The sequence below is a fragment of the Curtobacterium sp. C2H10 genome, assembly GCF_025407985.1.
Lineage (GTDB): Bacteria > Actinomycetota > Actinomycetes > Actinomycetales > Microbacteriaceae > Curtobacterium.
On the sequence record NZ_JABXGF010000009.1, the window covers coordinates 1 to 24,683 of the forward strand.

The 24,683-nt window shown below is 71.1% G+C and carries 24 protein-coding genes; 3 read left to right on the forward strand and 21 right to left on the reverse strand.

Going from position 1 to position 24,683, the window contains the following annotated elements; genetic code table 11:
* Positions 1 to 111: 111 nt before the first annotated feature.
* A complete protein-coding gene (gene glgB / locus HWD93_RS06075) occupies positions 112 to 2,610 on the forward strand; it encodes a 1,4-alpha-glucan branching protein GlgB (RefSeq protein WP_306577003.1) in 2,499 nt (832 codons plus the stop codon).
* 212 nt (positions 2,611 to 2,822) lie between these two features.
* On the opposite strand, the gene HWD93_RS06080 is transcribed toward glgB, so the two are convergent.
* Entirely contained in the window at positions 2,823 to 3,827 is a 1,005-nt protein-coding gene (locus HWD93_RS06080) for a tetratricopeptide repeat protein (RefSeq protein WP_261646357.1), read from the reverse strand.
* The gene (locus HWD93_RS06085; RefSeq protein WP_261646358.1) at positions 3,824 to 5,560 is read right to left on the reverse strand and encodes a hypothetical protein; all 1,737 of its coding nucleotides are present in this window, start codon (positions 5,558 to 5,560) and stop codon (positions 3,824 to 3,826) included. The genes HWD93_RS06080 and HWD93_RS06085 overlap by 4 nt, the downstream gene beginning before the upstream one ends.
* 185 nt (positions 5,561 to 5,745) lie before the next feature.
* On the opposite strand from HWD93_RS06085, the gene HWD93_RS06090 reads away from it, so the two are divergent.
* A complete protein-coding gene (locus HWD93_RS06090) occupies positions 5,746 to 7,638 on the forward strand; it encodes a hypothetical protein (protein WP_261646359.1) in 1,893 nt (630 codons plus the stop codon).
* An 89-nt stretch (positions 7,639 to 7,727) separates the two neighbouring features.
* Here the strand turns inward: HWD93_RS06090 and HWD93_RS06095 are convergent, their stop codons facing one another.
* The 10 genes from HWD93_RS06095 to HWD93_RS06140 form a co-directional block, all read right to left on the reverse strand.
* A complete protein-coding gene (locus HWD93_RS06095; RefSeq protein ID WP_261646360.1) occupies positions 7,728 to 8,456 on the reverse strand; it encodes an alpha/beta hydrolase in 729 nt (242 codons plus the stop codon).
* Positions 8,453 to 8,758 carry a hypothetical protein gene (locus HWD93_RS06100; protein WP_070416388.1) on the reverse strand — a complete coding sequence of 102 codons (306 nt, stop codon included), beginning with the start codon at positions 8,756 to 8,758 and terminating at the stop codon, positions 8,453 to 8,455. Before HWD93_RS06100 ends, HWD93_RS06095 begins: the two co-directional genes overlap by 4 nt.
* A gap of 14 nt (positions 8,759 to 8,772) precedes the next feature.
* Positions 8,773 to 9,429, reverse strand: a complete 657-nt coding sequence (locus HWD93_RS06105) for a transglycosylase SLT domain-containing protein (RefSeq protein WP_374115144.1) — start codon at positions 9,427 to 9,429, stop codon at positions 8,773 to 8,775.
* Positions 9,430 to 9,825: 396 nt separating this feature from the next.
* The gene (locus HWD93_RS06110) at positions 9,826 to 10,374 is read right to left on the reverse strand and encodes a DivIVA domain-containing protein (protein WP_070419098.1); all 549 of its coding nucleotides are present in this window, start codon (positions 10,372 to 10,374) and stop codon (positions 9,826 to 9,828) included.
* A 68-nt stretch (positions 10,375 to 10,442) separates the two neighbouring features.
* The gene (locus HWD93_RS06115) at positions 10,443 to 11,435 is read right to left on the reverse strand and encodes a phosphatidate cytidylyltransferase (RefSeq protein WP_261646362.1); all 993 of its coding nucleotides are present in this window, start codon (positions 11,433 to 11,435) and stop codon (positions 10,443 to 10,445) included.
* Positions 11,435 to 11,989 (reverse strand): ribosome recycling factor, encoded by a 555-nt coding sequence (gene frr / locus HWD93_RS06120; RefSeq protein WP_070416389.1) that lies wholly within the window; start codon positions 11,987 to 11,989, stop codon positions 11,435 to 11,437. The genes HWD93_RS06115 and frr overlap by 1 nt, the downstream gene beginning before the upstream one ends.
* Positions 11,990 to 12,036: 47 nt before the next feature.
* Positions 12,037 to 12,756 carry a UMP kinase gene (gene pyrH / locus HWD93_RS06125; protein ID WP_070416390.1) on the reverse strand — a complete coding sequence of 240 codons (720 nt, stop codon included), beginning with the start codon at positions 12,754 to 12,756 and terminating at the stop codon, positions 12,037 to 12,039.
* 153 nt (positions 12,757 to 12,909) lie between these two features.
* Positions 12,910 to 13,737 (reverse strand): translation elongation factor Ts, encoded by an 828-nt coding sequence (gene tsf / locus HWD93_RS06130; RefSeq protein ID WP_261646363.1) that lies wholly within the window; start codon positions 13,735 to 13,737, stop codon positions 12,910 to 12,912.
* Between the two features lie 81 nt (positions 13,738 to 13,818).
* The gene (gene rpsB / locus HWD93_RS06135) at positions 13,819 to 14,751 is read right to left on the reverse strand and encodes a 30S ribosomal protein S2 (protein WP_261646364.1); all 933 of its coding nucleotides are present in this window, start codon (positions 14,749 to 14,751) and stop codon (positions 13,819 to 13,821) included.
* A gap of 300 nt (positions 14,752 to 15,051) precedes the next feature.
* Positions 15,052 to 16,494, reverse strand: coding sequence for a sugar porter family MFS transporter (locus HWD93_RS06140; RefSeq protein WP_071296160.1), 1,443 nt, complete (start codon positions 16,492 to 16,494; stop codon positions 15,052 to 15,054).
* Between the two features lie 335 nt (positions 16,495 to 16,829).
* Here HWD93_RS06140 and HWD93_RS06145 point away from each other — a divergent pair, with 335 nt between their 5' ends.
* Positions 16,830 to 17,411: a M23 family metallopeptidase gene (locus HWD93_RS06145; RefSeq protein ID WP_261646365.1), complete on the forward strand. Its 582-nt coding sequence runs from the start codon at positions 16,830 to 16,832 to the stop codon at positions 17,409 to 17,411.
* A gap of 6 nt (positions 17,412 to 17,417) precedes the next feature.
* On the opposite strand, the gene HWD93_RS06150 is transcribed toward HWD93_RS06145, so the two are convergent.
* The 9 genes from HWD93_RS06150 to rplS form a co-directional block, all read right to left on the reverse strand.
* Positions 17,418 to 18,428 carry a tyrosine recombinase XerC gene (locus HWD93_RS06150; protein ID WP_261646366.1) on the reverse strand — a complete coding sequence of 337 codons (1,011 nt, stop codon included), beginning with the start codon at positions 18,426 to 18,428 and terminating at the stop codon, positions 17,418 to 17,420.
* A gap of 25 nt (positions 18,429 to 18,453) precedes the next feature.
* Positions 18,454 to 19,647 (reverse strand): DNA-processing protein DprA, encoded by a 1,194-nt coding sequence (dprA, locus tag HWD93_RS06155; protein ID WP_261646367.1) that lies wholly within the window; start codon positions 19,645 to 19,647, stop codon positions 18,454 to 18,456.
* Entirely contained in the window at positions 19,644 to 21,170 is a 1,527-nt protein-coding gene (locus HWD93_RS06160) for a YifB family Mg chelatase-like AAA ATPase (RefSeq protein WP_261646368.1), read from the reverse strand. The genes dprA and HWD93_RS06160 overlap by 4 nt, the downstream gene beginning before the upstream one ends.
* The gene (locus tag HWD93_RS06165; RefSeq protein WP_261646369.1) at positions 21,167 to 21,535 is read right to left on the reverse strand and encodes a YraN family protein; all 369 of its coding nucleotides are present in this window, start codon (positions 21,533 to 21,535) and stop codon (positions 21,167 to 21,169) included. The genes HWD93_RS06160 and HWD93_RS06165 overlap by 4 nt, the downstream gene beginning before the upstream one ends.
* A 153-nt stretch (positions 21,536 to 21,688) precedes the next feature.
* Positions 21,689 to 22,036, reverse strand: coding sequence for an Lsr2 family protein (locus HWD93_RS06170; protein WP_070416398.1), 348 nt, complete (start codon positions 22,034 to 22,036; stop codon positions 21,689 to 21,691).
* 109 nt (positions 22,037 to 22,145) lie between these two features.
* The gene (locus HWD93_RS06175; RefSeq protein ID WP_070419101.1) at positions 22,146 to 22,469 is read right to left on the reverse strand and encodes a DUF2469 family protein; all 324 of its coding nucleotides are present in this window, start codon (positions 22,467 to 22,469) and stop codon (positions 22,146 to 22,148) included.
* Between the two features lie 102 nt (positions 22,470 to 22,571).
* Positions 22,572 to 23,279 (reverse strand): ribonuclease HII, encoded by a 708-nt coding sequence (locus HWD93_RS06180; protein WP_261646370.1) that lies wholly within the window; start codon positions 23,277 to 23,279, stop codon positions 22,572 to 22,574.
* Complete coding sequence (gene lepB / locus HWD93_RS06185; RefSeq protein ID WP_092386757.1) at positions 23,276 to 24,022, reverse strand: signal peptidase I; 747 nt, start codon at positions 24,020 to 24,022, stop codon at positions 23,276 to 23,278. The genes HWD93_RS06180 and lepB overlap by 4 nt, the downstream gene beginning before the upstream one ends.
* 142 nt (positions 24,023 to 24,164) lie before the next feature.
* Complete coding sequence (gene rplS, locus HWD93_RS06190) at positions 24,165 to 24,521, reverse strand: 50S ribosomal protein L19 (protein WP_022905818.1); 357 nt, start codon at positions 24,519 to 24,521, stop codon at positions 24,165 to 24,167.
* Positions 24,522 to 24,683 lie beyond the last annotated feature (162 nt).

Below are 24,683 nucleotides of genomic sequence, written 5' to 3' on the forward strand. Positions count from 1 at the left end.
GCACAGCACGTCGCACCGGAGCCGCCGGCAGCCGGAGGACCGCGTCCGTCCGCCTCCCCGGAGCCTGCGACCCCCCGCTACGAGCCGCGTGTCTCGGCGCCCGGCGAGGACCTGCCCGGTGCACCCCCGGCCCGACGGGAAGCGCCGGACCGCGACGTCGCCGAGTCGGCCACGCTCGCGGGACACGCGTCCGACGCGGCCCATCCGCGGCACGTCACGGTCGAGGCGGTCGAGTCCGTCGAGCGGTCCGCGGCCGCCGGTGACGGCACGGGAGGCGCGACCGGCGTCACGACGTCGGCCGACGCGGGCGACACGGACGGCCCCGGCGACGGGGCGGACGCGCCGACCAGCGAAGGCGGCAGCCCGCTCGCCGCGACGAGCGAGGCGGGGTCGACCCGCGCCTCCCGTCCGACCGACACCACGCCGGAGACGACCGGCCCGCGTCCCGCCCCCGTCGAGGAGTGGCTCCGCCAGCAGGTCGCCGAGGCCCGCTGGTCGCAGCCGCACGACGTCCTCGGACCGCACCCCGTCGACGGCGGCACGAGCGTCCGGGTGGTTCGCCACCTCGCGACCGCCGTGCGGATCGTCCGACCGGACGGCGACGACGTCGAGCTCACGCACGAGGGCGACGGCCTCTGGGCCGGCGCGACCCCCGGCGAGCTCGGACGGTACCGGGTCGAGGCCGACTACGACCCGGACCCGTCGACCGACAGCGACGACATCACCTGGACGACCGACGACGCGTACCGGTTCCCCCCGACGATCGGCGAGCTCGACCTGCATCTCTTCGGTGAGGGCCGTGACGAGCAGCTGTGGCACCACCTCGGCGCGCACGTCACCACGGTCGACGGCGTGGACGGCGTCTCGTTCACGCTCTGGGCCCCGCGGGCGACCGCAGCCCGGGTGATCGGTGACTTCGAGGGCTGGGAAGGCCGCACCACCGCGATGCGTCGCCTGACCGACCTCGGTGTCTGGGAGCTGTTCTGGCCCGGCGCCCTCGTCGGTCAGCGGTACAAGTTCCAGCTCCTCACCGACTCCGGCTGGGTGGAGCGGGCCGACCCGTTCGCCCGGCGGACCGAGGTACCGCCGCTGACCGCCTCGGTGATCGACGAGTCGCACCACGAGTGGTCCGACGGCGACGCGCAGTGGATGGAGCACCGGGCACGGACGACCACGCACGACCGTCCGATGAGCGTCTACGAGGTCCACCTCGGTTCGTGGCGTCCGGGGCTGTCCTACCGCGAGGTCGCCGACCAGCTCATCGGCCACGTCCAGTACACGGGCTTCACCCACGTGCAGTTCCTGCCGCTCGCCGAGCACCCCTTCGGCGGATCGTGGGGCTACCAGGTCACGGGCTACTACGCCCCGACTGCCCGGTTCGGCTCCCCCGACGACCTCCGGTACCTCGTCGACCGGCTGCACTCCGCCGGCATCGGCGTGATCATGGACTGGGTCCCCGGGCACTTCCCGAAGGACGAGTGGGCGCTGGCGAAGTTCGACGGCTACGCGCTGTTCGAGCACCCGGACCCCCGCCGTGGCGAGCAGCTCGACTGGGGCACCTACGTGTTCGACTTCGGGCAGCCGCAGGTCCGCAACTTCCTCGTCGGGAACGCGCTCTACTGGCTCGAGGAGTTCCACATCGACGGGCTCCGCGTGGACGCCGTCGCCTCGATGCTGTACCTCGACTACTCGCGCACCGAGTGGCTGCCGAACATCCACGGCGGGCGCGAGAACCTCGAGGCGATCTCCTTCTTGCAGGAGACGAACGCCACCGCGTACAAGCGCTACCCGGGCATCGTGATGATCGCCGAGGAGAGCACCTCGTGGCCGGGCGTCACGCAGCCGACCAGCGCGGGCGGTCTCGGGTTCGGCCAGAAGTGGAACATGGGCTGGATGCACGACACCCTGCAGTACATCGAGCGCGACCCGGCGTACCGCAGCTACCACCACGACGAGATCACGTTCTCGTTCGTGTACGCGTTCAGCGAGCAGTTCACCCTGCCGATCAGCCACGACGAGGTCGTGCACGGCAAGGGATCGCTCTACGGCAAGATGCCCGGCGACGAGTGGCAGAAGCTCGCGAACGTGCGGGCCTACCTCGCGTTCATGTGGGCGCACCCCGGCAAGCAGCTGCTCTTCATGGGGCAGGAGTTCGCCCAGCCCAGCGAGTGGTCCGAGGCGCGCGGGCTGGACTGGTGGCTCCTCGACGACCCGGGGCACCGCGGTGTGCAGGACCTCGTGTCCTCGCTCAACCGGGTGTACCGCGAGACGCCGGCGCTCTGGACGCACGACGCCACGGCCGACGGCTTCGAGTGGATCGAGGGTGGCGACGCACCGCACTCGACGCTCGGGTTCCTGCGGAAGGACGGCGACGACCGGCTCGCGGTGTTCGTGAACTTCTCCGGCGTGCCGGTCGAGCGACGCTTCGGGTTGCCGGCGGCCGGTGCCTGGCACGAGGTCCTCAACACCGATGCCGCGGAGTACGGCGGGTCGGGCGTGGGGAACCTCGGCGTGGTCACGGCCGAGGACACCCCGTGGGCGGGGCGTCCGGCGTCCGCGCACCTCGTGGTGCCGCCGCTCGGCGCGGTCTGGCTGAAGCTGGCGCGCTAGCACCGCGCACGACGGACGGGAGGCGCGGTGCCGGCTGGCACCGCGCCTCCCGTCCGTTTCGTGGTCGCGTCCCGGACGCGACCACGACCGCGGTGCAGACCCACGGTGTCGAACCACGAAAGCGACGTCGAACCAGGGTGCGACCGTGGTTCGACGTCGGTTTCGTGGTTCGACGCTCGCGCTTGGCGCGCCCCGCGCCGACGCGCCGGCGCTCAGTACAGCGCGCTCGCCAGACGCCGGCGCGCGGCGACCACGCGCGGGTCCTCGGTGCCGATCAGCTCGAAGTACTCGACGAGCCGCACGCGGAGCGCCTCGCGCTCGTCCCCGAACACCGTCGGGACGAGGTCGAGCAGCCGGCCGAACGCGTCGTCGACGTGCCCGCCGGAGATGTCGAGGTCGGCGACCGCGAGCTGCGCATGCACGTCGGAGGGCCCGGCGGCCGCAGCAGCCCGGATGTCGTCCGCGGTGCGACCGTTCAGCCGGTCGAGCAGCGACACCTGTGCGAGCCCGGCGACGGCCATCTGGTCGTGCGGGTCCTGCGCGATCGCGGTCTTGTACTCCTGGATCGCGGTGGCGTAGTCGCCCTGCTCGATCGCGTCGTACGCGGCCTGGTGGTGCGGCGGCAGCGGCTCCGGCTCGGGCTCGCCCTGCTCGACGGCGTCGGCCGGGGCCGCTCCGTCGACCGTGACGCGGCCGGAGACACCGTTCTCGGCGGCTGCGGCGAGGACCTGCTCGTAGACGTCGCGGACCTGCGCCTCGGGCAGCGCCCCGACGAAGAGCCCGAGGGGGCGTCCGCCGATGAGCGCGGCCACGGTCGGGATCGACTGCGCCTGGAACGCCTGCACGAGCTGCGGGTTCGTGTCGGCGTCGACCTTGGCGAGCAGCACGCGGCCGTCGTACTCGGCGGTGAGCTGCTCGAGGATCGGCGAGAGCTGCTTGCACGGCCCGCACCACTCGGCCCAGATGTCGACGATCACGGGGACGATCGTGGAGAGCTGCAGGACGTCCTGGAAGGTCTGGTCGGTGACGTCGAGGACGAGCGACGGGACGGTCAGGTCGGCACCGGTCTCGCTGCCGGGAGCACCGGCGGCGACGCCGGACCCGGGGCCGCCGGCAGCGGCCCCGCCGGGCTGGGGCGGCCGCTGGGCGCGGTCCACCAGGGACGACAGGTCGACGGCTCCGCGGAGACCGGACGGGGTCGGGGGGACGTTGGTCATTGCACCTCACTCGCTGCTGTCAGGCCCTGCGTGAACCCGAGCAGGACCACTTTGTCATCGGTGCCCACCGGGGGCACGTAGAAGAGCAGCTGCACGCCGTAGGTCGCGCTGATGCCCTTCGTGCTGGAGTCGACACCGGAGAGCGCCTTCACAGCACCCTCGGTGTTCACCTCGGCGCCGGCCGCGGTCGGCGTGACCTTCTCGACCTCGTTCAGGTCGGCGGACACGAGTGCTCCGGCACCGTCCGTCGCGATCGCCACGGCGCTGTCGTCGGGGACCTCGGACGAGTACTCGATCTTCGCGGTGTCCGGCAGCGACTCGGACTTCTTGTCCTTGTAGGCCTTGCCGATGGTCGACCGGAGGCCGTCGCCGTCCGCCTGGAACAGCGACGCGTACGAGCTGTCCTTGTCCTTGGAGAGGATGTCGCCGTACGCCTTCGCGATCTCGTCGGGTGCGATGGCGAGCAGCTTCGTGTTCGACGCGAGCAGGGCGGCACCGATCGACGTGGGCGCGAGGCTCGGGATCTTCGCCGCGGCCTCGAGCGAGACGTCGTAGGCGACCTTGTAGTCGTCGCGGGCGGAGTCCTGCACGAGCGTCAGCGCCTGCGGGGCCGACTTCGCGTCGCAGTCCTCGGCGACGACCGCGAACACGGTGCGCGGCCACGAGTCGGTCTGCTGCGGCAGCGCCACGCACACCTGCTCCCCCGAGATCGTCGGCGGGGCGTCGACGTCCGAGTCCTTGCCGCGGATCGTGTAGTTCGCCGCGCGCAGGTCGAGGGCCGCACCGGTGAAGCGCTGCTCGGCGAGCTTCGCGTCGCGAGCGTCGTCGGCACGCTTCGCCACGTACGCGACCCGCTGGACGATCCGGGTGATCTGCTGCTTCGTGGCGGCGGTCGGCTCGGTCTGTGCAGCCGTCCCGGTCGCCGTCGCGGTGGGCGTCGGGCTGGCCGCGGACGCTCCCTGCGGCCAGTAGTCGGACGAACAGCCGGCGAGACCGAGGGCCCCGACGAGCAGGACCGGGATCGCCACGAACGCCCGGCGACCGCGACGACCGCGGACCGGTACCTGGGCGCCGGCGGCCGCGGCACGGCGCGAGGCACGCACGCGCGGCGGACGGGAGCCCCCGCTGCGGCGGCGGGGTCCGCGGCCACGACGCTGGTGCACGAACGCCCAGACGAGCAGGACGATGCCGCCGACCAGGAACACGCCACCGGCGACGAGGAGCGGACCGACCGACGGCGTCGCGGTGTCGCGCGGCCACGTGACCGAGACGTCGCTCGGCGCCGCGGCCGTGCCGTCGCCGACGATGATCACGCTGACGTCCTCGGGCAGACGGACGGTGAACTGTCCGGCACTGTCGTACTCCTGGTACCAGAGGTCGCTTCCCGCGGGGTCCGGCACGGTGGACTCCGACCCGGTCGTGCGGCCGACGAGCTTCGCCTGCTCGGCGTCGAACCGCATCGTCGTGTGCTTCGCGTCACCGATCCAGGCGTCGACGTCGCTCGTCTTGCCGTAGGCCGCGAACACCTTGCCCGAGCCGGAGACGGTGATGCGCTGGTAGCCGGGGTTGGCGTTGAGCGTCGAGCCCGGGATCACGGTCACCGGGGCGGAGCTCTTCGAGGACGATGCCGCGACGAGCGACGACGGTGGCTCGAACACGGTCCGCTGGCCGACCGCGAGGGCGACGAGCAGCAGCCCGATGACGAAACTGACGATCGCCAGGACGAATCGCACGGATCTTCTCCCTACCGCGCCGGGGTGGGGGTGTCGGCGCGCGAATCAGCGCTCCAGGATAGCGAGGGAGTCTGGACGGCGCATCCCCCACCGCTGTCCGCGGTCACAGCCCACCGTCTCCGCACGCCACTACAATCGTGCCGGGCCTTCCCTGTGCCCTCCGCCGAACACCCAGGAGCGAACACGTGGCGAACGACGAGGCAGAGTTCGGGACCGAGCTGCGCGGGTACCGCCGCGAAGACGTGGACCGCTCGCTGAACGATCTGCGCCGCGAGCTCATCAAGTCGAACAACGACCGGGCCGACGCCGCGAAGGAGATCCGCCTCCTCCAGGCGCGCGTCTCCGAGCTGCAGGGCGAGCTCGACGAAGCCGGCACCCCCACGTACAGCGGCCTCGGCACCCGTCTCGAGTCGACCCTCCGCGTCGCCGAGGAACAGTCCACGCGGCTCATCAGCCAGGCCGACATCGACGCGCAGCGGCTCCGTGCCTCGAGCCGTGCCGAGGCCGACCGCACCCTGCGCGAGGCGCAGGACGAAGCCCGCGACACGCTCGAGGACGCCCGCACCCGGTCGACGAACGAGCTCACCCGCGCCCGCGCCGAGTCGGCCGACACCGTCGAACGCGCCCGCGCCGAGGCCGGGCTCCTGACGCAGGACGCCCGCAACGAGGCCGCCGCCATCCGCGGTGCCGCCGTGACCGAGGCGGCCGAGGTCCGCTCGGTCGCGATCCGCGAGACGAACGCGCTGCGCGCCCAGGTCGAGCACGAGGTCGCCGAGCTGCGCGAGATCACCCAGCGCGAGTCCGCCGAGGCCCGTCGCGCCGCCGCCGACCTCGACCGCGAGACCGAGCACCGCCGCAGCGTGTTCGAGGCCGACCACGCCCGCCGTGTCGAGGACCTCGACCGCGACGAGACCACCCGCCGCGACGCCCTCGAGCGCGAGATCGCCGAGGGTCGCGCCGCCTGGCACCGTGAACGCGACGACGAGCAGCAGGCCCACGCGCTCGAGCTCGAGACCGGACGCGCCGACCTCGCCGCCGAGGTCGACCGCCGTCGCGCCGAGCTCGACACCGAGCTCGCCGACCGCCGCCGTGTCCTCGACGAGGAGCTCGCGGCCGCCCGCGCTGAATGGGACCGCGAGCTCGCCTCGGCCCGCGCCGCGCTCGAACAGGAGATCGAGGCCGCGCGCGCCCAGCTCCGCGTCGACGAGGAGCAGACCCGCACCGAGAACGCCCGGCTGGTGCAGGAGACCGCGGACCGCATCGCCCGCGAACTCGACGAGCACGCGACGCGCATCGAGCGGGAGCGCGCCGAGGCCGAGGCGACCGCGGAACGCGCCGCCCGCGAGCACGAGAACGAACTCGCCGCCCGCCGCGAACGCGAACACGCCGAGGTCGACACCGAGATCGCCGACCGCCGCACCGCCGAGCTCGGCACGCTCGAGGCCGAGCGCACGGCGCTCCGGCAGGAGATCGACACGGCCCGTGCCGACCTCACCCGCGAGCGCGACGAGGTCCGTGCCGAGATCGCCCGCGAGCGCGACGAGGCCCGCACGACCCTCGAGTCGGAACTCGCCGCCCGACGCGACGACGCCGAGCAGGACTACCTGCAGAAGCACCACGACACCGTCACCGAGACGCAGAAGTACCTCGACGAGGCGAACCTGCAGCTCGCCGAGGCGACGCGCCGCGCGACCGAGGCACGCGAACGGGCCGAGCGCCTCCAGCAGGAGGCCGACGACCTCGAGCGCTCCAGCACCTCGGACGCGCAGGAGCACGCACGCACGATCGTCGCGGACGCCCAGGACCGCGTGCACAAGATGATCGCCGACGCCGAGGAGCGCACCGCCGCGATCATCGCCGAGTCCGAGGACCGCCTCGCGGCCATCCGGACCGAACGCGACGCCGTCGCCGGCTACCTCGAGAACCTCCGCGGGGTCCTGACCAACGCGACCGGCCTGCTCGGCACCGCACCGTCGGTCGACACCGCCGAGCCGGCGGAGCTCGTCATCGAGCCCGACGACGAGTCGGTCACCGACGACGCGACGGTCACCGACGACGAGGACGCGACCACGCGCTGAGCGTCGGCCGGTCCAGGAGGCGCGACCCGCGCCTCCTGGACCGCCCCGCGTCGTCGACGCGACCCGTCCCCCGCGACCCGGCCCGTCCGTCAGTCGGTGACGTGCGTCGGCAGCGGTGCACTGCCCGGCACGACGAGGTCCGCGATCGCGTCGAGCACGATCCGGACGTACTTCTCCCCCACCCAGAGGTGCTTCGCCCCCTCGACCGGGACGACACGGACGTTCGGCGCGATGGCGAACCGACGTGCCGCCTCGTCCGGCTGCAGGAAGTCGTCGTGCTCGGGGACGAGGGCCACGACGGGGACGGACACCTCCGCCCAACGGGCGAGTTCGTCGTCGGTGGTGCGGTGCAGCGGCGGCGAGAGCAGGACGACACCGGCGACCCGGCCGGCCTCGACGTGCTCGAGCGCGTGCTTGAGGATCACCTCGGTGCCGAACGACCACCCGACGAGCCACGGTGTCGGCAGACCGCGGTCGGCGACGTCCGTGACGGCGGCGCGCAGGTCGAACCCCTCGGAGACGCCGTCGCCGAAGACGCCCTCGGACGTGCCGCGCGGGGACGTCACCGAACGGAAGTTGAACCGGAGCACCGCGATGTCCGCGAGGGCCGGGAGCCGGGCCGCCGCCTTCTTCAGCACGTGCGAGTCCATGAAACCGTGCGCGGTCGGCAGCGGGTGCAACGTGACGATCGTGCCGCGAGCAGCGTGCCCCAGCGGCTCGGCGAGCTCACCTACCAGGGTGAGGTGGTCGTGCGTGACGAGCTCGATGTCGGTGCGTCGGGCCGGCAGCTCGGTGTTCGACCGGATCTCGGTGGTCATGCGATGCTCCAGCAGTGGTTGTGCCAGTGGCGGCGGGACGCCAGGTCGGCCTCGTCTCCGAGGACCCCGTCGGCACGCCAGACGACGACGTGCGCCACGCCGGGCAGCACCGTGCCGCCGCAGCCCGGGCAGATGTACTCCTTCTGCGCCGAGGCGGCGGAGATGGGCTGCACGAGGTACTCACGGCCGCGGCGCACCTCGGTGCGCTTCCACGAGCTCATCATCCGGTCGAGACCGGTCGGCTCGTCGTCCTGCTCGGGACCGCGGCCCCGAGGGCGTCGCGGCCGGTTGCTCCGCGGCACCTGCGTTCAGCCGATCAGTACCAGTTGTTCGCGACGCTGTGGCCCCAGGCACCGCACGGCGTGCCGTAGACGCCGGAGATGTAGTTGAGGCCCCAGGTGATCTGCGTCGCCGGGTTGGTCTGCCAGTCAGCGCCGGCCGTGGCCATCTTGCTGCCGGGGAGCGCCTGCGGGATGCCGTAGGCACCGCTCGGGTTGTACGCGTTCACGCGCCAGCCCGACTCCTTGTTCCAGAGCGAGACGAGGCAGTTGTACTGGTCGGTCCCCCAGCCGCGCGCGGCCACCATCTCCTGCGCGATGGCCTGGGCGCTGCCCGGGTCCGGCGTCGCAGCGGTCGCCGCGAGGGTGTTCGAGGCGCTCACCGAGGCGGTCTCGTCCGTGGTGGTGTCCGCGTCGGCATCCGTGGTCTCGGTCTCGGTCTTCAGCTTCTCGACGACCTTGGGCTTCGGGAGCGTCACGCCGTACGCGTCGCGGGAGACGTCGAACGCGGCGTAGGTGCCGTGCGCCGTGTACTCCTGCGGGGCCGCCGGCGCCTTGACGAGCACCGGAGCGGAGACCGCTGCCTGGGCCACGTCGGGCTGCAGCGGGTTGAACAGCGAGCCGACGACGATGCCGGACACCGCGAAGAAGGACAGCACCGGCACTGCAGCGCGCTTGCGCACGAAGGTGTTCATGCTCTGCGGGGACGACGACGGCTTCGCGGCTGCGGGGACGGCACGGGCGCGACGCTGCTTGACGATGCGGGGGTCGGCGGGGGTGGCGGGCACCGCGTTGGCGACCGACGCCTGCGCGTCCGTCGTGTCCGACACGCGGTTCGCCGCGACCGACTTGGGGGCGACGGCCGGAGCGGTCGGCACCGATGCCGTGACCACCGTCGGGTTCGCCGGGAGGACCGAGTTCTCCGCCGTGCGGGTTCGGTTCAGTGCCGCGCGGCGCTCACCGGCGGCCGTGAGGCCGAGGTGCTCGCGGGTATCGCGGTCGGAGCTGATGTCTGCCGTGTGCCTGCCCATGAGTTCGACCAGGATAACGGAACGATCACGGAAAGCGAAGCACCCGCCACCAGCGCGTCGTCAGCGGACAGCGAGCATGACCTCGACGACGGCGTCGAGCAGCGCGTCGACCTGTGCTTCGCGGTAGCCGCCGTGCTTCGGTCGGAAGACGATCGAGCGGACCTCGGTCAGGCTGAGCGGCTTGCCGTCGCGGAAGTAGCCCTCGAGCCGCTTCGCGAAGGCGTCGACGTCCTTCGGGTGGTACCCGGTGCCGAGGAAGCTGACGCGACCGAACCGCTGCCCGTCCGGACGCTCGAGACGCGCCACGACGTCGGAGGCCTTCGACCGGGCTTCGGCGTACCAGGCCTTCTGCCCGATGTCCGCGATCTCCCGCTCGCGCTCACGAGCCGCGAAGGCGTCCTCGAGCCGTTCGAGTGCAGCGTCGACGTGTGCGGTGGAGTAGCCGCCCTTGCGCATCGAGAAGGCGGTGGCCCGGATCTTCGCGGCCTCGATCGCCGGAGCGGTGTCGTTCGCCGTGTAGGCGCGGCGGGCGTCCTCGAGGAAGCGCTCGACCTCGTCGACGTCGTATCCGAGGGCGGAGCGGTCTGCGTTCGGGAAGGTGGTGGCCACGGCGACATTCTGCCAGGACCGGACCATGGTGTGACCTGGACGCGCTGGGGCGTGGACCAGGGGTCCGTTCAGTGGTTGACGACGAGGTACAGCACGTAGGCGACGGCGGCGGACGGCAGGATGCTGTCGATGCGGTCGAGGAGTCCACCGTGCCCGGGCAGGAACGACGAGATGTCCTTGATGCCCAGGTCGCGCTTGATCATCGACTCGGTGAGGTCGCCGAGCGTGGCGGACCCGGAGATGAGCACGCCGAGGATGATGCCCGTCCACCAGGGCAGCCCGAGCATGAGCCACGAGACGAGGATGCCGACGATGATGCTGGCGGCGACCGAGCCGGCGAAGCCCTCCCACGTCTTCTTCGGGCTGATCCGCGGCGCCATCGGGTGCTTGCCGAGGTTGAGCCCGGTGGCGTACGCGCCGGTGTCGACCGCGACGACCACGAGGATGAAGCCGATCACCCAGAGCTGTCCGCTGGGCTGTGCCGCCAGCAGGACCACGCAGGCGCCGAGGAGCGTGATGTAGGCCTGCACGAACAAGCCGTTCGTGAGGTCCCGCACCACGTTGCCCGCGGCCGGCTTCGGACGCGCGATCGCGACCTCGACCAGGCGCCAGAGGCTGATGAACACGATGCCGCCGAGGAGCGTGAACAGCGCCGGGATCTGCCCGCCGATGAACGCCGCCGGCACGATCGCCACACTCACGATGACGCTCGGGATGCGCGGCACGTCGCGCCCGGCGAACCGCATGGCGCTCGCGAGCTCGTAGACGCCGACGCCGAGCAGGAACGCCCCGACGACCATGAACGACGGCTTCCAGATGAGCAACGAGCCGAGCATCACGACCGCGAACGCCAGGGCGATCCCGATCGCGGCCGGCAGGTTGCGTCCGGTGCGTGCCGTCAGCGCCTCGTTGCGGGCGCCGAAGTCGGCCTTCCGCTGCCGGAGCTGCGCCTCGAAATCGGTGCGTGCGGCTCGTGCGCGCGCGTCGAAGTCCTGACGCAGCCCCTTCGCGGAACGCTTCTCTGCTGTGGGGCGGTCACCGCCCTGGTCCGGAGGGTGCATCAGACCTCGAGGAGTTCGGCTTCCTTCTTCTTCAGCGAGTCGTCGATCTGGTCGACGTGCTTCTTCGTCAGGGCTTCGAGGTCCTTGTCGCCACGGGAGATCTCGTCGTCCGAGATCTCGCCCTTGAGCGCGTCGAGGTCGTCCTTGGCCTTGCGGCGGATGTTGCGGATGACGACCTTGTGGTCCTCGCCCTTGCTCCGGACGAGCTTGACGAACTCCTTGCGGCGGTCCTGCGTGAGCTCCGGGATCGTCACGCGGACGATGTCACCGTCGTTCGTCGGGCTGGCGCCGAGGTTCGGGAACGTCGCGATCGCGCGCTCGATCTCCTTGAGCGCCGTCTTGTCGTACGGCGTCACGATGAGCGTGCGGGCCTCGGGGGTCTGCAGCGACGCGAGCTGCGCGAGCGGCGTCGGCGTGCCGTAGTACTCGACCGGGATCTTCTGGAAGAGCGCCGCGTTGATGCGGCCGGTGCGGACGGTCGAGAAGTCGTCCTTGGCGACCTCGACCGCCTTCGCCATCTTCTCGGTGGCTTCGGTCAGGACATCACTGATCACGGTGTTACTCCTTCGGTACTGGCGTCGAGTCTAGTCAGCGGACGGGGTCAGTTGCTGACCACCGTGCCGATGCGCTCGCCCCGGATCGCGGCGGCGACGTTGCCGTCGCCCTCCATGCCGAAGACGTGCATCGGCATGCCGTTGTCCATGCAGAGCGAGAACGCGGTGGCGTCGACGACCTTGAGGCCCTTCAGGAGCGCGTCCTGGTAGGTGACGTGGTGGAGCTTCTCCGCCGTGGCGTCCTTCTTCGGGTCCGCCGTGTAGACGCCGTCGACGCCGTTCTTGGCGACGAGGACCTCTTGCGCGTCGATCTCGAGGGCACGCTGCGCGGCGACCGTGTCGGTGGAGAAGTAGGGCAGGCCCGCTCCGGCACCGAAGATGACGATGCGCCCCTTCTCGAGGTGCCGCTCGGCCCGCCGCGGGATGTACGGCTCGGCGACCTGGGTCATGCTGATCGCCGACTGCACGCGCGTGGCGGCTCCGGCCTGCTCGAGGAAGTCCTGCAGCGCGAGGGCGTTCATGACGGTCCCGAGCATGCCCATGTAGTCGGCGCGCCCGCGGTCCATGCCCCGCTGCGAGAGCTCGGCGCCGCGGAAGAAGTTCCCGCCGCCGACGACGATCGCGACCTCGACCTCCTGCGCGGCGACCGCGATCTCCTTCGCGATCGTGCTGATGACGTCCGGGTTCACACCGAGCGAACCGGCACCGAACGCCTCCCCCGACAGCTTCAGCAGGACCCGGCGGCGTCCGGTCTTCTCGTTCGTCATGTGGTCGCACCCTTCGTCGAATGTCTCGTGGGAATCTACCCGGCCGCAGCCGGTCCGGCGGAGGCGGGTCGCGCCTCCAGCCGGTGCTCGCGCGTGTCGGCGCGCGAAAACGGGGCCCGGAACCTGGTGGTTCCGAGCCCCGTCACGGGTTCGTTACGCGCCGACCTTGACGCGGGCGAAGCCCTGGATCGTGATGCCGGCGTTCTCGGCGGCCTTCGCGACGGAGATCTTGTTGTCCTTCGCGTAGTCCTGGTCGAGGAGCGCGACCTGCTTGCGGTAGGCGTTGAGGCGACCCTCGACGATCTTCGGCAGGGCGGCCTCCGGCTTGCCCTCCTCGCGCGTGATCGCCTCGACGGTCGCGCGCTCCTTCTCGATCGCCTCGGCCGGGATCTCGTCCCGCGTGAGGTAGGTCGGGTTCGCGAACGCGACGTGCTGCGCGATGGAACGGGCCTCGGCCGCGTCGGAGCCCGAGTAGGCGATGACGACGGCGATCTGCGGCGGGAGGTCCTGGCTGGTCTTGTGCAGGTAGACCTCGAAGGCGTCGCCCTCGACACGGGTGACCGTGCGGAGCGCGAGCTTCTCACCGAGCGCGGCGGCAGCCTCGTCGATGACCTCGGCGACCGTCTTGCCGTCCAGCGGCGCGGCGTTGCCGGCTTCGACGTCGGTGGCACCGGCGGCGGCGACCGCGGCGACGACCTTGTCGGCGAGGGTGGTGAACTTCTCGTTCTTCGCGACGAAGTCGGTCTCGCTCGCGAGCTCGACGACGGTCGCGGCGCCACCGTCGGTCGACGCGACGACGACACCCTCGGAGGTCGCACGGTCGTCGCGCTTGGCGACGGCCTTCGCGCCCTTGATGCGCAGCAGCTCGACGGCCTTGTCGTAGTCGCCGTCGGCCTCGACGAGCGCGGTCTTCGCGTCCATCATGCCGGCCCCGAGTTCCTCACGGAGCTTCTTCACGTCAGCAAGGCTGTAGTTGGCCATTGACTGGAGTCCTTTCTGGACTGAGCGTTTGTGGAGAGTGGAGCAGGGGCGCCGGACCGATCGGCCCGACGCCCCCGATGGTCACTCGGCGGGGGTGGTCTCCGCAGCGGCCTCGGCCTCGGCCGTCGGCTCTGCGTTCTTCGCGTCGTCGGCGATCGGCTCGCCGATCTCCTTCGCGGCGACCTGCGCGTCAGCGTCGTTCTCTTCGACCGGGGTCTCGGCCTCGGCGGCGGCGGGCGTCGCGGCCGGCGCGGCGGTCTCGCCACCGAGGAGCTCCTGCTCCCACTCGGCGAGGGGCTCGGCCGCAGCCTCGTCGTCGCCACCGTTGTGGCGGGTCTTCAGACCCTCGGCCGCGGCGTCGGCGACGATGCGGGTGAGGAGACCGACGGAGCGGATCGCGTCGTCGTTGCCCGGGATCGGGTACGTGATCTCGTCGGGGTCGCAGTTGGTGTCGAGGATGCCGATGATCGGGATACCGAGCTTCTGCGCCTCGTCGACGGCGAGGTGCTCCTTCTTGGTGTCGACGATCCAGAGCGCGCTCGGGGTCCGCGTGAGGTTGCGGATACCACCGAGGGTCTTGTGGAGCTTGTCCAGCTCGCGCTTCTTGATGAGGAGCTCCTTCTTGGTGAAGCCCTTCGTCGTGTCGTCGAAGTCGATCTCCTCGAGCTCCTTCATGCGCGCGAGGCGCTTGGAGACCGTCTGGAAGTTCGTGAGCAGACCGCCGAGCCAACGCTGGTTGACGTACGGCTGGCCGACGCGGGTCGCCTGCTCGGCGATGGAGCCCTGGGCCTGCTTCTTGGTGCCCACGAAGAGGATCGTGCCACCGTGCGCGACCGTCTCCTTGACGAAGTCGTACGCGCGGTCGATGAAGGCCAGCGACTGCTGCAGGTCGATGATGTGGATGCCGGAGCGCTCGGCGAGGATGAATCGCTTCACCTTCGGGTTCCACCGACGGGTCTGGTGTCCGAAGTGGACGCCGCTGTCGAGCAGCTGGCGGATGGTGACGACGGCCATGTGCCGTCCTCCTTCTGTCTTCTCGGCGCGCAGCCGTGCTCTCGCACGTCGCTGCGGACCTGTTGCGGTTGTGTCGATCACGACCGTCGGTCGTGGTCCCTGGTGCCCTGGCACGCGACCGCCCGCTCGTGAGAGCGAGACCGATGGTCGGGTGCCGCGCCGGTGACGGCGCTGTGGACACGCGAAGTCAGCGCGCCGGAGCGCACTGCTGAGGAGATGCTAGCAGACGGTGGACGCACAGGAGGCGCGGTGCGGGTCGGACCCGCACCGCGCCTCCTGGACGGTGGTGACGCTGGTGCGTCAGGCCTTGGCGTCCACCGTGTCGCCCTCGGCCGTGATGCCCATCTCCTCGAGGGAGCGGCCCTTGGTCTCCGGGATCTTCGCGATGACGAAGAACAGGGAGAGCAGGGCGAACAGCGCGTAGATGCCGTAGGTCACGGTCAGGTTGAAGCCGGACAGGACGGGGAACGTGATGGTGACGAGGAAGTTCGCGATCCAGTTCGCCGCGGACCCGATGCCGAGTGCGGTCGCACGGATGCGGTTCGGGAACATCTCACCGAGCAGGACCCACATGAGCGGACCCCACGTGGCACCGAACGAGACGACGAAGAGGTTCGCGAAGATCAGCGCGATGACGCCCCATGCACCGGGGAGGTTCGGTTCGCCGTTCACGATCGTCGCCTGCGAGAACGCGATCGCGACCATGAGCAGCGACACGAACATGCCCGTCGAACCCGCGATGAGCAGCGGCTTCCGGCCGAGCTTGTCCACCGTGAAGATCGCGATGAAGGTGACGGCGACGTTCACGACCGAGGTGATGGTCGAGATGAGGAAGGACTGGTCCTCCTTGAAGCCGACCGCCTGCCAGAGCGTCGTCGAGTAGTAGAAGATCACGTTGATGCCGACGAACTGCTGCAGCACGGCGAGGATGATGCCGACCCAGACGATCGGCTGGAGCCCGAAGCGGTTGCCCCGGATGGAGCCCTTCTTCTCGCTGGCCTCCTTCTTGATGCCGTCCTGGATCTCCTCGAGGCTGGTGTTCACCGTGTCGCGCGGCACGATCTTGCCCATCACCTCGCGCGCGTCGTCCGTCCTGCCCTTGGCGAGGAGGAAGCGCGGCGATTCGGGGAGCGTGATGGCGAGGACGCCGTACACGACCGAGGGGATCACACCGACCAGGAACATCCAGCGCCATGCGGCGAGGCCGAGCACCTGCTCCGAGGCACCACCGGCGGTCACCGCGAAGAGCTGGTCGGACAGGAGCGCGGCGAAGATACCGAGCGTGATCGCGAGCTGCTGGAACGAGGCCAGGCGACCGCGGATGGCCTTCGGCGAGACCTCGGAGATGTACGCCGGCGCGATGACCGACGCGGTGCCGATGCCCAGACCGCCGACGAGGCGCCAGATCACGAGGTCCCACGTGGCGAACGCGAACGCGCTGCCGATCGAACTCACGAAGAACAGGACGGCGGCCCAGAACATGACGCGCGTGCGACCCCAGCGGTCCGCCAGGCGGCCGGCGAAGTAGGCGCCGAACGCGCAGCCGATGAGTGCCGAGGCGACGGCGAAGCCGCTCGCGGCCTCGGACAGGCCGAACTCGCCCTTGATTGCCTCGACCGCACCGTTGATGACGGACGAGTCGAATCCGAAGAGGAAGCCGCCGACCGCTGCCGCGATGGCGAACAGCGTGACCTTCCCCTTGAAGGCACGGTCTTCGCCGTGCTGCGTTGTCGCGTTCGACACGATGCTCCAGGTTTCCCGCCGCCGTGCGGGATGCTGCACGGTGCCCCGGCGGTCGGCTGGTTCGCCGTCCGAGCGGCGTTGCGTGTTCCGGAGCGGCCCCGACTGTACTCCCGGATCGGGCGCGGGGGCCAACCGGGCGCGCGGGTGGGGTGGGTGGCCGGTTGGTGCGATCCACGAGTCTTTCGACATTCCGCGCGTCGAACCGCTGGTGGAGTGTCGCATTGCTCGTCCGGATCGCTCCCGCTTCCCCTCCACGGTCCAGGAGGCGCGGGTCACCGTCCACAGGACGGGTCGCCTTCGGCGCGATCGGCGCCACGCACCGCGATGCTGGGCGGATGTCGTTCCGTCACCCGGGTCCAGTCGTCGTCGCGTTCCTGCTGCTCCTGTGCCCACTGCAGCACGGGATCGACTCCCGTGCGACCGGGTCACCCATCGCCACGTCATCGCCGGTCCGGAACGACGTCGCCCGTGACCGCCCGACGCCTGCGTCGGCGGAGGCACCGTGGGTGTGGCCGACCGGTAGCCGGGTGGTCGGCCGGCCGTGGGAGGCCCCGGCGGACGACTACGCAGCGGGCCACCGCGGGATCGACGTCGCGGCGCCGCTCGGGACCGCGGTGGTGGCCGTCGACGACGGGACGGTGACGTTCGCCGGGCAGGTCGCCGGGCGCGGGGTCGTGACGATCGACCACGGCGGCGGGCTCCGGAGCACGGTGGACTCCGTCGCGCCCGGGGTCGCGACGGGCGACACCGTGGCGCAGGGTGACGCGGTGGGCACGGTGTCGGTCGGCCACTGTCCGGCAGCGGACCCGTGCCTGCACCTCGGCGCACGGCTCGACGACCGGTACGTCGATCCGACGCCGTACCTGCCCGCGGCGGCGTGGCCGGTGCTGCTGCCCGAGTCCGCCTGGACGGGGTGAGTCCGGTCAGGCGCGGGGGTGTGCCGTGCGGTAGACCTCGCGCAGCCGTGCGGAGGAGACGTGCGTGTAGATCTGGGTCGTCCCGAGGCTGGCGTGCCCGAGCAGCTCCTGCACGGCACGGAGGTCCGCTCCCCCGTCGAGCAGGTGCGTCGCCGCCGTGTGCCGGAAGGTGTGCGGACCGCTCGGACCGTCGCCCGGCAGGTCCTGCAGGAGCCGAGCGACGATCCGGTACGCGCCACGGACGCCGAGCCGGCCACCGCGGTCACCGAGGAACAGCGCGTCCGCAGCCGGCGCGGCGTTCCGGGCACCGCTGACCGCCGCGTGGCCGTCGCCCGCCGCGCGGCCATCGCCCGACGCGCGACCATCGCCCGCCTGCGCGCTGGTGAGCAACGCCGGGCGACCACGGTCGAGCCACGCCTCGAGCGCATCGCGTGCGGGCACCCCGAACGGCACGACGCGCTCCTTCCCGCCCTTGCCGAGCACCCGGACGGTCAGCCGGCCCCGGTCGAGGTCGCGCACGTCGATGCCGACGAGTTCGCTCACCCGGATCCCCGCCGCGTACAGGAGTTCCACGACCGCGAGGTCGCGGAGCGCGCCGGGATCGTCGGTCGCAGCCCGAGCGGCCAATCCGTCGAGCATCGTCCGGACCTGGTCGGACGACACCACGCGCGGGAGGTGCGACGCCCCCTTCGGCGCCCGGAGCCGCACGCCCGGGTCGGACGCGATCCACCCGGACTCGCTCGCCCACCGGGTGAACGCCCGGACCGACGACGACCGGCGAGCGATGGTGGACCGAGCCAAGCCCCGGTGGTCCGCATCCCACAGCCAGTCGCGCAGCAGCTCGAGGCCGAGGTCCGACAGCCGATCGACTCCGCGGGCGGTGGCGAACGCGACGAGCTGCTCGAGGTCGTTGGCGTAGGCGCGGACGGTCTGCTCGCTGAGTCCGCGGCCGTGGCGGGCGTGCGCGAGGAACGCGTCCACCGCCACTGCGAGCCGTTCCCCGGTGCGTTCCGTCACCCGCCCAGCGTAGGTCCGACGTCCGTCATCGACGGCACCATCCCTCGGCCAGTGCCACCACCAGCCCCTCGAGCTGCGCCAGGGCGAGGGCGTCCGCCGTGTCGTCGACGGAGAGCCCGCTCCGACGGGCGATCTCCTCCACCGGGAGCGGCCGCCGGTCGAGTGCGTCGAGCGCCCGCGTGACGTGCGGATCCGACCGGGTCCCGAGGACGAGCACCTCCGCCACCGGCGGCGCGTCGTGGACGACGACCGCGGACACCGCTGCGACCGGGTCGCGGGGCTGGACGACGATCTGCGCGGTGCCGTCGGCGATCAACCGGTGGCATCCGACCGAGGCGGCCGACGCGAAGGGTCCGGGCACGGCGAACACCGGACGACCGAGGTGCAACGCGTGGTGGGCGGTGTTGAGCGCCCCCGACCGAGCAGCGGCCTCGACGACCACCGTTGCCCCGGACAGAGCAGCGATCAGCCGGTTGCGGTGCAGGAAGCGCCACCGCGTCGGCCGGGTCCCCGGTGGCGACTCGGACAGCACCCGGCCCCGTCCGAGCACGTTGCGCAGCAGGTCGTGGTTGCCCGCCGGGTAGAACTGGTCGACACCGCCGGCGAGCACCGCCGTCGTGGGGGTCCCGGCGGCGACGGCGACCCGATGGGCCACGGCATCGATGCCGTACGCGCCGCCGGACACGATCTCGACGCCGTCGTCCGCCGCGACGGAGGCGATCTCCGCCGTGGCCTCGGCCCCGGCGACGGTGTTCGCCCGGCATCCGACGATCGCGAGCGCCCCGCGGCAGCCGGCTGCACCGACCGGGTCGTCCAGCTCCGAACGACTCCACAGCACGAACGGCGCGTGCGGCCCGAGGTCCTCCAACCCGCTCGGCCACTCAGGCGTGCCCGGGACGAGGAGGCGCGCGCCGACCGCGCTGGCGGACGCCATGGCCGCGACGGCGCGGTCGTCCGCTCCCCCGAGGCGCGGTCGCCACCGGTCGAACGCCGACTCGAGCGCCGCGCGGGCCCGGTCGGGGCCGTCGGCGAACGACGCGTCCGTACCGACCTGCTCGAGGAGTTCGCTCGCGCCGCCCGCAGCCGCACGACGGACCAGTGCGAGGGACTCGTCCGGTCCGAGCGCCGCGACGAGTTCCCCCGCGACGGCGTCGCCCGGTTCGGCGAGGACGCTCCAGACGACCCGGGCGAGGGTGTCCTCGTCGGGCGACGGGTTCACAGCGCGCTCCGCAGTGTCAGCGCGCGCCGGACCTCGACGGAGCCCGGACGCTCGACGTCGTCGAGGTCGGCCATCGTCCACGCCAACCGCATGACCCGGTCCCACCCCCGCATCGTCAGCGTGCCGAAGTCGAGTGCCCGGTCGAGCGGTGCCGTCGCGCCCGGCTCCGCCCGACCTTCCGACCGGAGCCACGGCCCGGTGACCTCGGCGTTGCAGGCCCAGCCGGTGCCGTGCAGCCGATCGGCCATCCGACGTCGGGCTGCGGCCACACGCGCTGCCGCCTCGGCCGTGGTGGGCGCGGTGCCCTCCGCCGAGCGGATCGTGCCCGTCGTCACCCGGGGTACCGCCACGCGGATGTCGATCCGGTCGAGGAGCGGTCCGGAGAGGCGGCCGAGGTACTTCCGCACCGTGCTCGGGCTGCAGGAGCACGGTGGGCCACCCCGGGTCCCCGCGTTGCCGCACGGGCAGGGGTTCGCCGCGAGCACGACCTGGCACCGTGCGGGGAACTCAGCACTGCCGACGCTGCGGTGGATCGTGATCCGACCGGACTCGAGCGGCTGGCGGAGTGCGTCGAGGACCGCTCGGGGGAACTCGGTCGCCTCGTCGAGGAAGAGCACCCCGCGCGTGGCCCGCGACACGGCACCGGGGCGGAGGAGCCCCGAGCCCCCGCCGATCAGGGCCATCGCCGACGACGAGTGGTGCGGCGCTTCCCACGGCGGTCGCACACTCCAGGACTGGTTGCCGAGCCCGCTGACGGAACGGACGGCCGCGACCTCGAGCGCTGCCTCGGGGTCGAGGTCCGGCAGGAGACCCGGCAGGCGCTCGGCGAGCATCGTCTTGCCGGCACCGGGCGGGCCGAGCAGGAACACGTGGTGCCCTCCGGCCGCGGCCGCGATCACCGCCCGGACGCCGACGGCGTTGCCGATCACGTCTGCGAGGTCGTGCACGTCCGGACGGACCTCTGCCACGGCGGGCTGCAGGACGGGGTCGGTCTCGACCGGCGGCAGGAGCGCACCGGCGGTGATCGCGCTCGCCCGGAGCGACGGTGTGCCGATCACCTCGACGCCCGGCACGATCCGGGCTTCCTCGACGTTGCCGAACGGCACGACGACCGTGTGGATGCCGGCGTCCCGCGCGGCGATCACCATCGGGATGACCCCGGGCACGGGCCGGACCCGCCCGTCGAGTCCGAGCTCGCCGATGTACGCGACGTCGCGGGAGACCTGCGGCGCGATGCCCTCGGCCCCGAGGACCGCCATGGCGATGGCGAGGTCGAACCCGGAGCCACGCTTCGGGATCGACGCCGGGGTGAGGTTCACGGTGATCCGCCGAGCCGGGAGCGGACAGCCGGCGACGGCGCTGGCCGACCGGACCCGCTCACGCGCTTCGCCCAGGGCCGCGTCGGGCAGCCCGATGATGCTGAAGCCGGGCAGTTGGCTGGTGAGGTGCGCCTCGACCTCGATCACGCGCCCCTGGACCCCGACGAGCGCGATCGCCGACGCGCGCCCGATGTCCGTCGTCACAGCACACCCGCCACGTGCTCGACCCCGACGCGGTCACCGTCGACGTGCACGGCGACGGCATCGATGCGGATCATCCGCGCCGAGACCTCGGGATGGTCCGCGAACCAGGCCGGTACGAGGCGGCGCAGTCGTGTGACCTTCGAGGCCGTGATCGCCTCGAACGGATGGCCGGTCGCGTTCCCCGACCGGGTCTTCACCTCGATGAAGCACAGCGTGCAGGACTGCCACGCGACGATGTCGATCTCCCCGCGGGCGCATCGCCAATTGCGTTCGACGACGCGGAACCCGTGGCGTTCGAGCCATTCCGCAGCCTGTCCTTCGCCGAATCGTCCGAGACTGCTGTTCCGCAGCGGTGTTCGTTCCATGTCGTTGCCTCCGCCACGACGATCCCGGGAATCGACGCGCCATCGAGTCGCACCTCGACGATTTGTGGACGGGAATCGGCGGACGACGACTTGTGGAGGACAAGGAAGGACCCCGGTCGGCCGAAGCCGTCCGGGGTCCTGCAGCAGGGGCACTCAGTGTGCGGCTGCGTACGCTTCCTGCACCTGGGTGGAGATACGCCCGCGGGTCGAGACCTCGTACCCGTTCTCCTTCGCCCATTCACGGATCTTGGCGAGCTCTTCCGAGTTGCCGCGCTTCGGCGCCGCCTTCGGAGCAGTCCCACCGGAACGGCGGCCGGAGACCTTGCGCGCAGCGGCGACGTAGTCGGAGATCGCCTCACGGAACTTGTCGACGTTGTCGTCGGTCAGGTCGATCTCGTACGACGATCCGTCGAAGGCGAATTCGACGGTCCGACCCGAGCCGGCGGTGATGGGCGTGTCGTCGAGATCGTCGACGAGTTGAACGGTGACCTTCTGTGCCATGACGTGCTCCTTGTGCAGGGGACGGGAAATCCCCTTCACATTAGCGGGCGGAATGCATTCCGGCACAATTGTCTCGGCGATTCTCAGATTCACCGAAAAGAAGTGAAGATCACTCGTCGAGCGCGAGTTCTTTCGGCAGCTCGAGTTCGCGGGAAGTGAGTTCCTCGACGTTCACGTCCTTGAACGTCAGCACCCGGACGGACTTCACGAAGCGGTCGGAACGGTAGACGTCCCACACCCAGACGTCGTTCATCGTCAATTCGAAGTAGAAATCGTGTTCAGTGTCACGGCGGGCGAGTTCCACCTCGTTGGCCAGGTAGAAACGTCGCTCGGTCTCGACCACGTACCGGAACTGCGACACGACGTCGCGGTACTCGCGGTACAGGGCCAGTTCGACCTCGCGGTCGTAGTCGTCGAATTCGTCGTCATCCATCGCGCCCACAGTCTACGGCGATGGAAGCACCGACGACACACCGCGACCGACCCTCACCACAACGCGCGACCGACCCACAGCCCGACGCACGACCGAACGCGCTCAGCCCGCGAGCGCGTCCAACTCGGCGAACCCGTCCAGCGCCACGCTCGACGCCTGGTGCAACCAGCTCTTCCGGTGCAGCGCGTGCGCCCCCACCGACCGGATCGCGTCGTAGTGCGCCGTCGACCCGTACCCCTTGTTCGACGCCCACGCGTAGTGCGGCGCCTCGTCGTGCGCAGCCGTCATCAGCGCGTCACGAGCGACCTTCGCCACGACCGAGGCCGCAGCGACCGAAGCGCAGTCCCGGTCGGCCTTGACCCGCACGACGACCTCGAGCGGGTCGGACGGCAGCCGGAGCGTCACGGGGACGGCACGGGTGAGCCAGTCGAACGAACCGTCGAGCACGACCACGGCGCCATCCAGCGAGAGTCCGTCCGCCACCAGCGCGGCGATCGCCGACGCCCCGGCCTGGCCCAACGCCGGCACGATGCCCTGCTCGTCGACCACCGAGGCGGACGCCATCCCCACCGCGGTCCGGGTCCACCGGCGGACGACGGGGTCGAGGGCCTCGCGACGAGCGGCGGTGAGCAGCTTCGAGTCGGCGAGCCCCTGCGGCACCCGGCCGATGTCGAGCGTCACGGCAGCGACCCCGACGGCGACAGGCCCGGCGATCGCGCCGCGGCCGACCTCGTCCATCCCGATGACGGTCACCCGGCCGTCGGCCAGGAGCTTCTTCTCGAGCCGGAGCGACGGCCGGACGGCGGTCACTTCTCCCGCTCCTCCACGCCCGCGAACACCTCGGGGTGGTCGTCCAGCCAGGTCCACCGGCTCGACGGCCACGAGATGACGAAGGCACGGCCGGTCACGTCGGACAGCGGCACGAACCCCTTCGACGGGGTGTCGCCGTTGTACCGCGAGTCCTTCGAGTCGTAGCGGTTGTCGCCCATCACCCAGATGGCGCCCTTCGGCACGGTCACCGAGAAGTCGGTCCCCGAGGCGCGGGTCTCCCCCGTCGGCAACTTGAGGTACGGCTCCTTGATCGGCACACCGTTCACGGACATCTGCCCGAGGTCGTTGCAGCAGGACACCTTGTCGCCGGGCAGGCCGATGACGCGCTTGATGAGGTGGTCGTCGCTGTCGCCGGTGCCGAGGCCGACCTGGGTGAGGAGCCAGTCGATGGCCTTCGCCGGCTGGGTCGTCGGCGTCACGCTCGGCACCTCGGACCCGGTGAGCCACCCGCCCGGGTCCTTGAACACGACGACGTCGCCGCGCTTGAGGGACACCACGTCTGGCACGAGCTCGTTGACGATCACCCGGTCGTTGATCTGCAGCGTGTTCTCCATCGACGCCGACGGGATGTAGAACGACCGGATCAGGAAGGTCTTGACGAGGAACGAGACGAGCAACGCCGCGATGAAGATGATGACGAGGTCGCGGAGGAAGGTGAGGACACCGTTCCGCTTCTTCTCGACACGGGGCCGGCGCCCGGTTTCGTCAGTCGTGTCCGTCATTTCCGCTCTCGTTCAACCACAGGATCCCGTCGCGGACCGCAGGAGTCCACGAAAAAGGGAAAGCCCCCCGTCGATGCACAACCGTACATGGACGAGGGGCCGACAGCGGCGTCCGGCTCGCGGACGCTCACTGTGAAGGCGATCAGGAGTCGCGCTTCTCCTTGATCTTGCGACGGGCAGCCTTGCCGCGGAGTTCGCGGAGGTAGTAGAGCTTCGCACGACGGACGTCACCCTTGGTGACGATCTCGATGTGGTCGATGATCGGCGAGTGCACCGGGAACCAGCGCTCGACGCCGACCTGGAAGCTCACCTTGCGGACCTTGAAGGTCTCGCCGAGGCCGTGACCCTGGCGTCCGATGACGACGCCCTGGAACACCTGGACACGCGAGCGCGTGCCTTCGATGATGTTGACGTGCACCTTGATGGTGTCGCCGGGGCGGAAGTCCGGGACGTCGGTGCGCAGCGACGCTGCGTCGACGTGGTCGAGGAGCTGGCTCATGATTGGGTCACTCTCTGCGGACGCACACGGGTCGCCGCGGATCGAATTCGGTAAGTGAAGGTGTGTGCCCGGTGTCGGCGACTCCCCCGTGGCAGAGTCCAGCCAGGGCACGGCTACCCATCTTGCCACAGCAACCCACGTCCGCAAAACGCGCGAGGATGG

Coding starts and splice junctions, on each gene's coding strand:
- rpsB (WP_261646364.1), bottom strand. CDS start 14,751: ATGGCCGTCGTCACCATCCGCCAGCTGCTCGACAGCGGCGTCCACTTC.
- HWD93_RS06170 (WP_070416398.1), bottom strand. CDS start 22,036: ATGGCACAGAAGGTCACCGTTCAACTCGTCGACGATCTCGACGACACG.
- HWD93_RS06145 (WP_261646365.1), top strand. CDS start 16,830: ATGTCGTTCCGTCACCCGGGTCCAGTCGTCGTCGCGTTCCTGCTGCTC.
- rplS (WP_022905818.1), bottom strand. CDS start 24,521: ATGAGCCAGCTCCTCGACCACGTCGACGCAGCGTCGCTGCGCACCGAC.
- HWD93_RS06165 (WP_261646369.1), bottom strand. CDS start 21,535: ATGGAACGAACACCGCTGCGGAACAGCAGTCTCGGACGATTCGGCGAA.
- HWD93_RS06105 (WP_374115144.1), bottom strand. CDS start 9,429: ATGAACACCTTCGTGCGCAAGCGCGCTGCAGTGCCGGTGCTGTCCTTC.
- HWD93_RS06080 (WP_261646357.1), bottom strand. CDS start 3,827: ATGACCAACGTCCCCCCGACCCCGTCCGGTCTCCGCGGAGCCGTCGAC.
- HWD93_RS06175 (WP_070419101.1), bottom strand. CDS start 22,469: ATGGATGACGACGAATTCGACGACTACGACCGCGAGGTCGAACTGGCC.
- HWD93_RS06095 (WP_261646360.1), bottom strand. CDS start 8,456: ATGACCACCGAGATCCGGTCGAACACCGAGCTGCCGGCCCGACGCACC.
- pyrH (WP_070416390.1), bottom strand. CDS start 12,756: ATGACGAACGAGAAGACCGGACGCCGCCGGGTCCTGCTGAAGCTGTCG.
- HWD93_RS06115 (WP_261646362.1), bottom strand. CDS start 11,435: ATGCACCCTCCGGACCAGGGCGGTGACCGCCCCACAGCAGAGAAGCGT.
- tsf (WP_261646363.1), bottom strand. CDS start 13,737: ATGGCCAACTACAGCCTTGCTGACGTGAAGAAGCTCCGTGAGGAACTC.
- lepB (WP_092386757.1), bottom strand. CDS start 24,022: ATGACGGACACGACTGACGAAACCGGGCGCCGGCCCCGTGTCGAGAAG.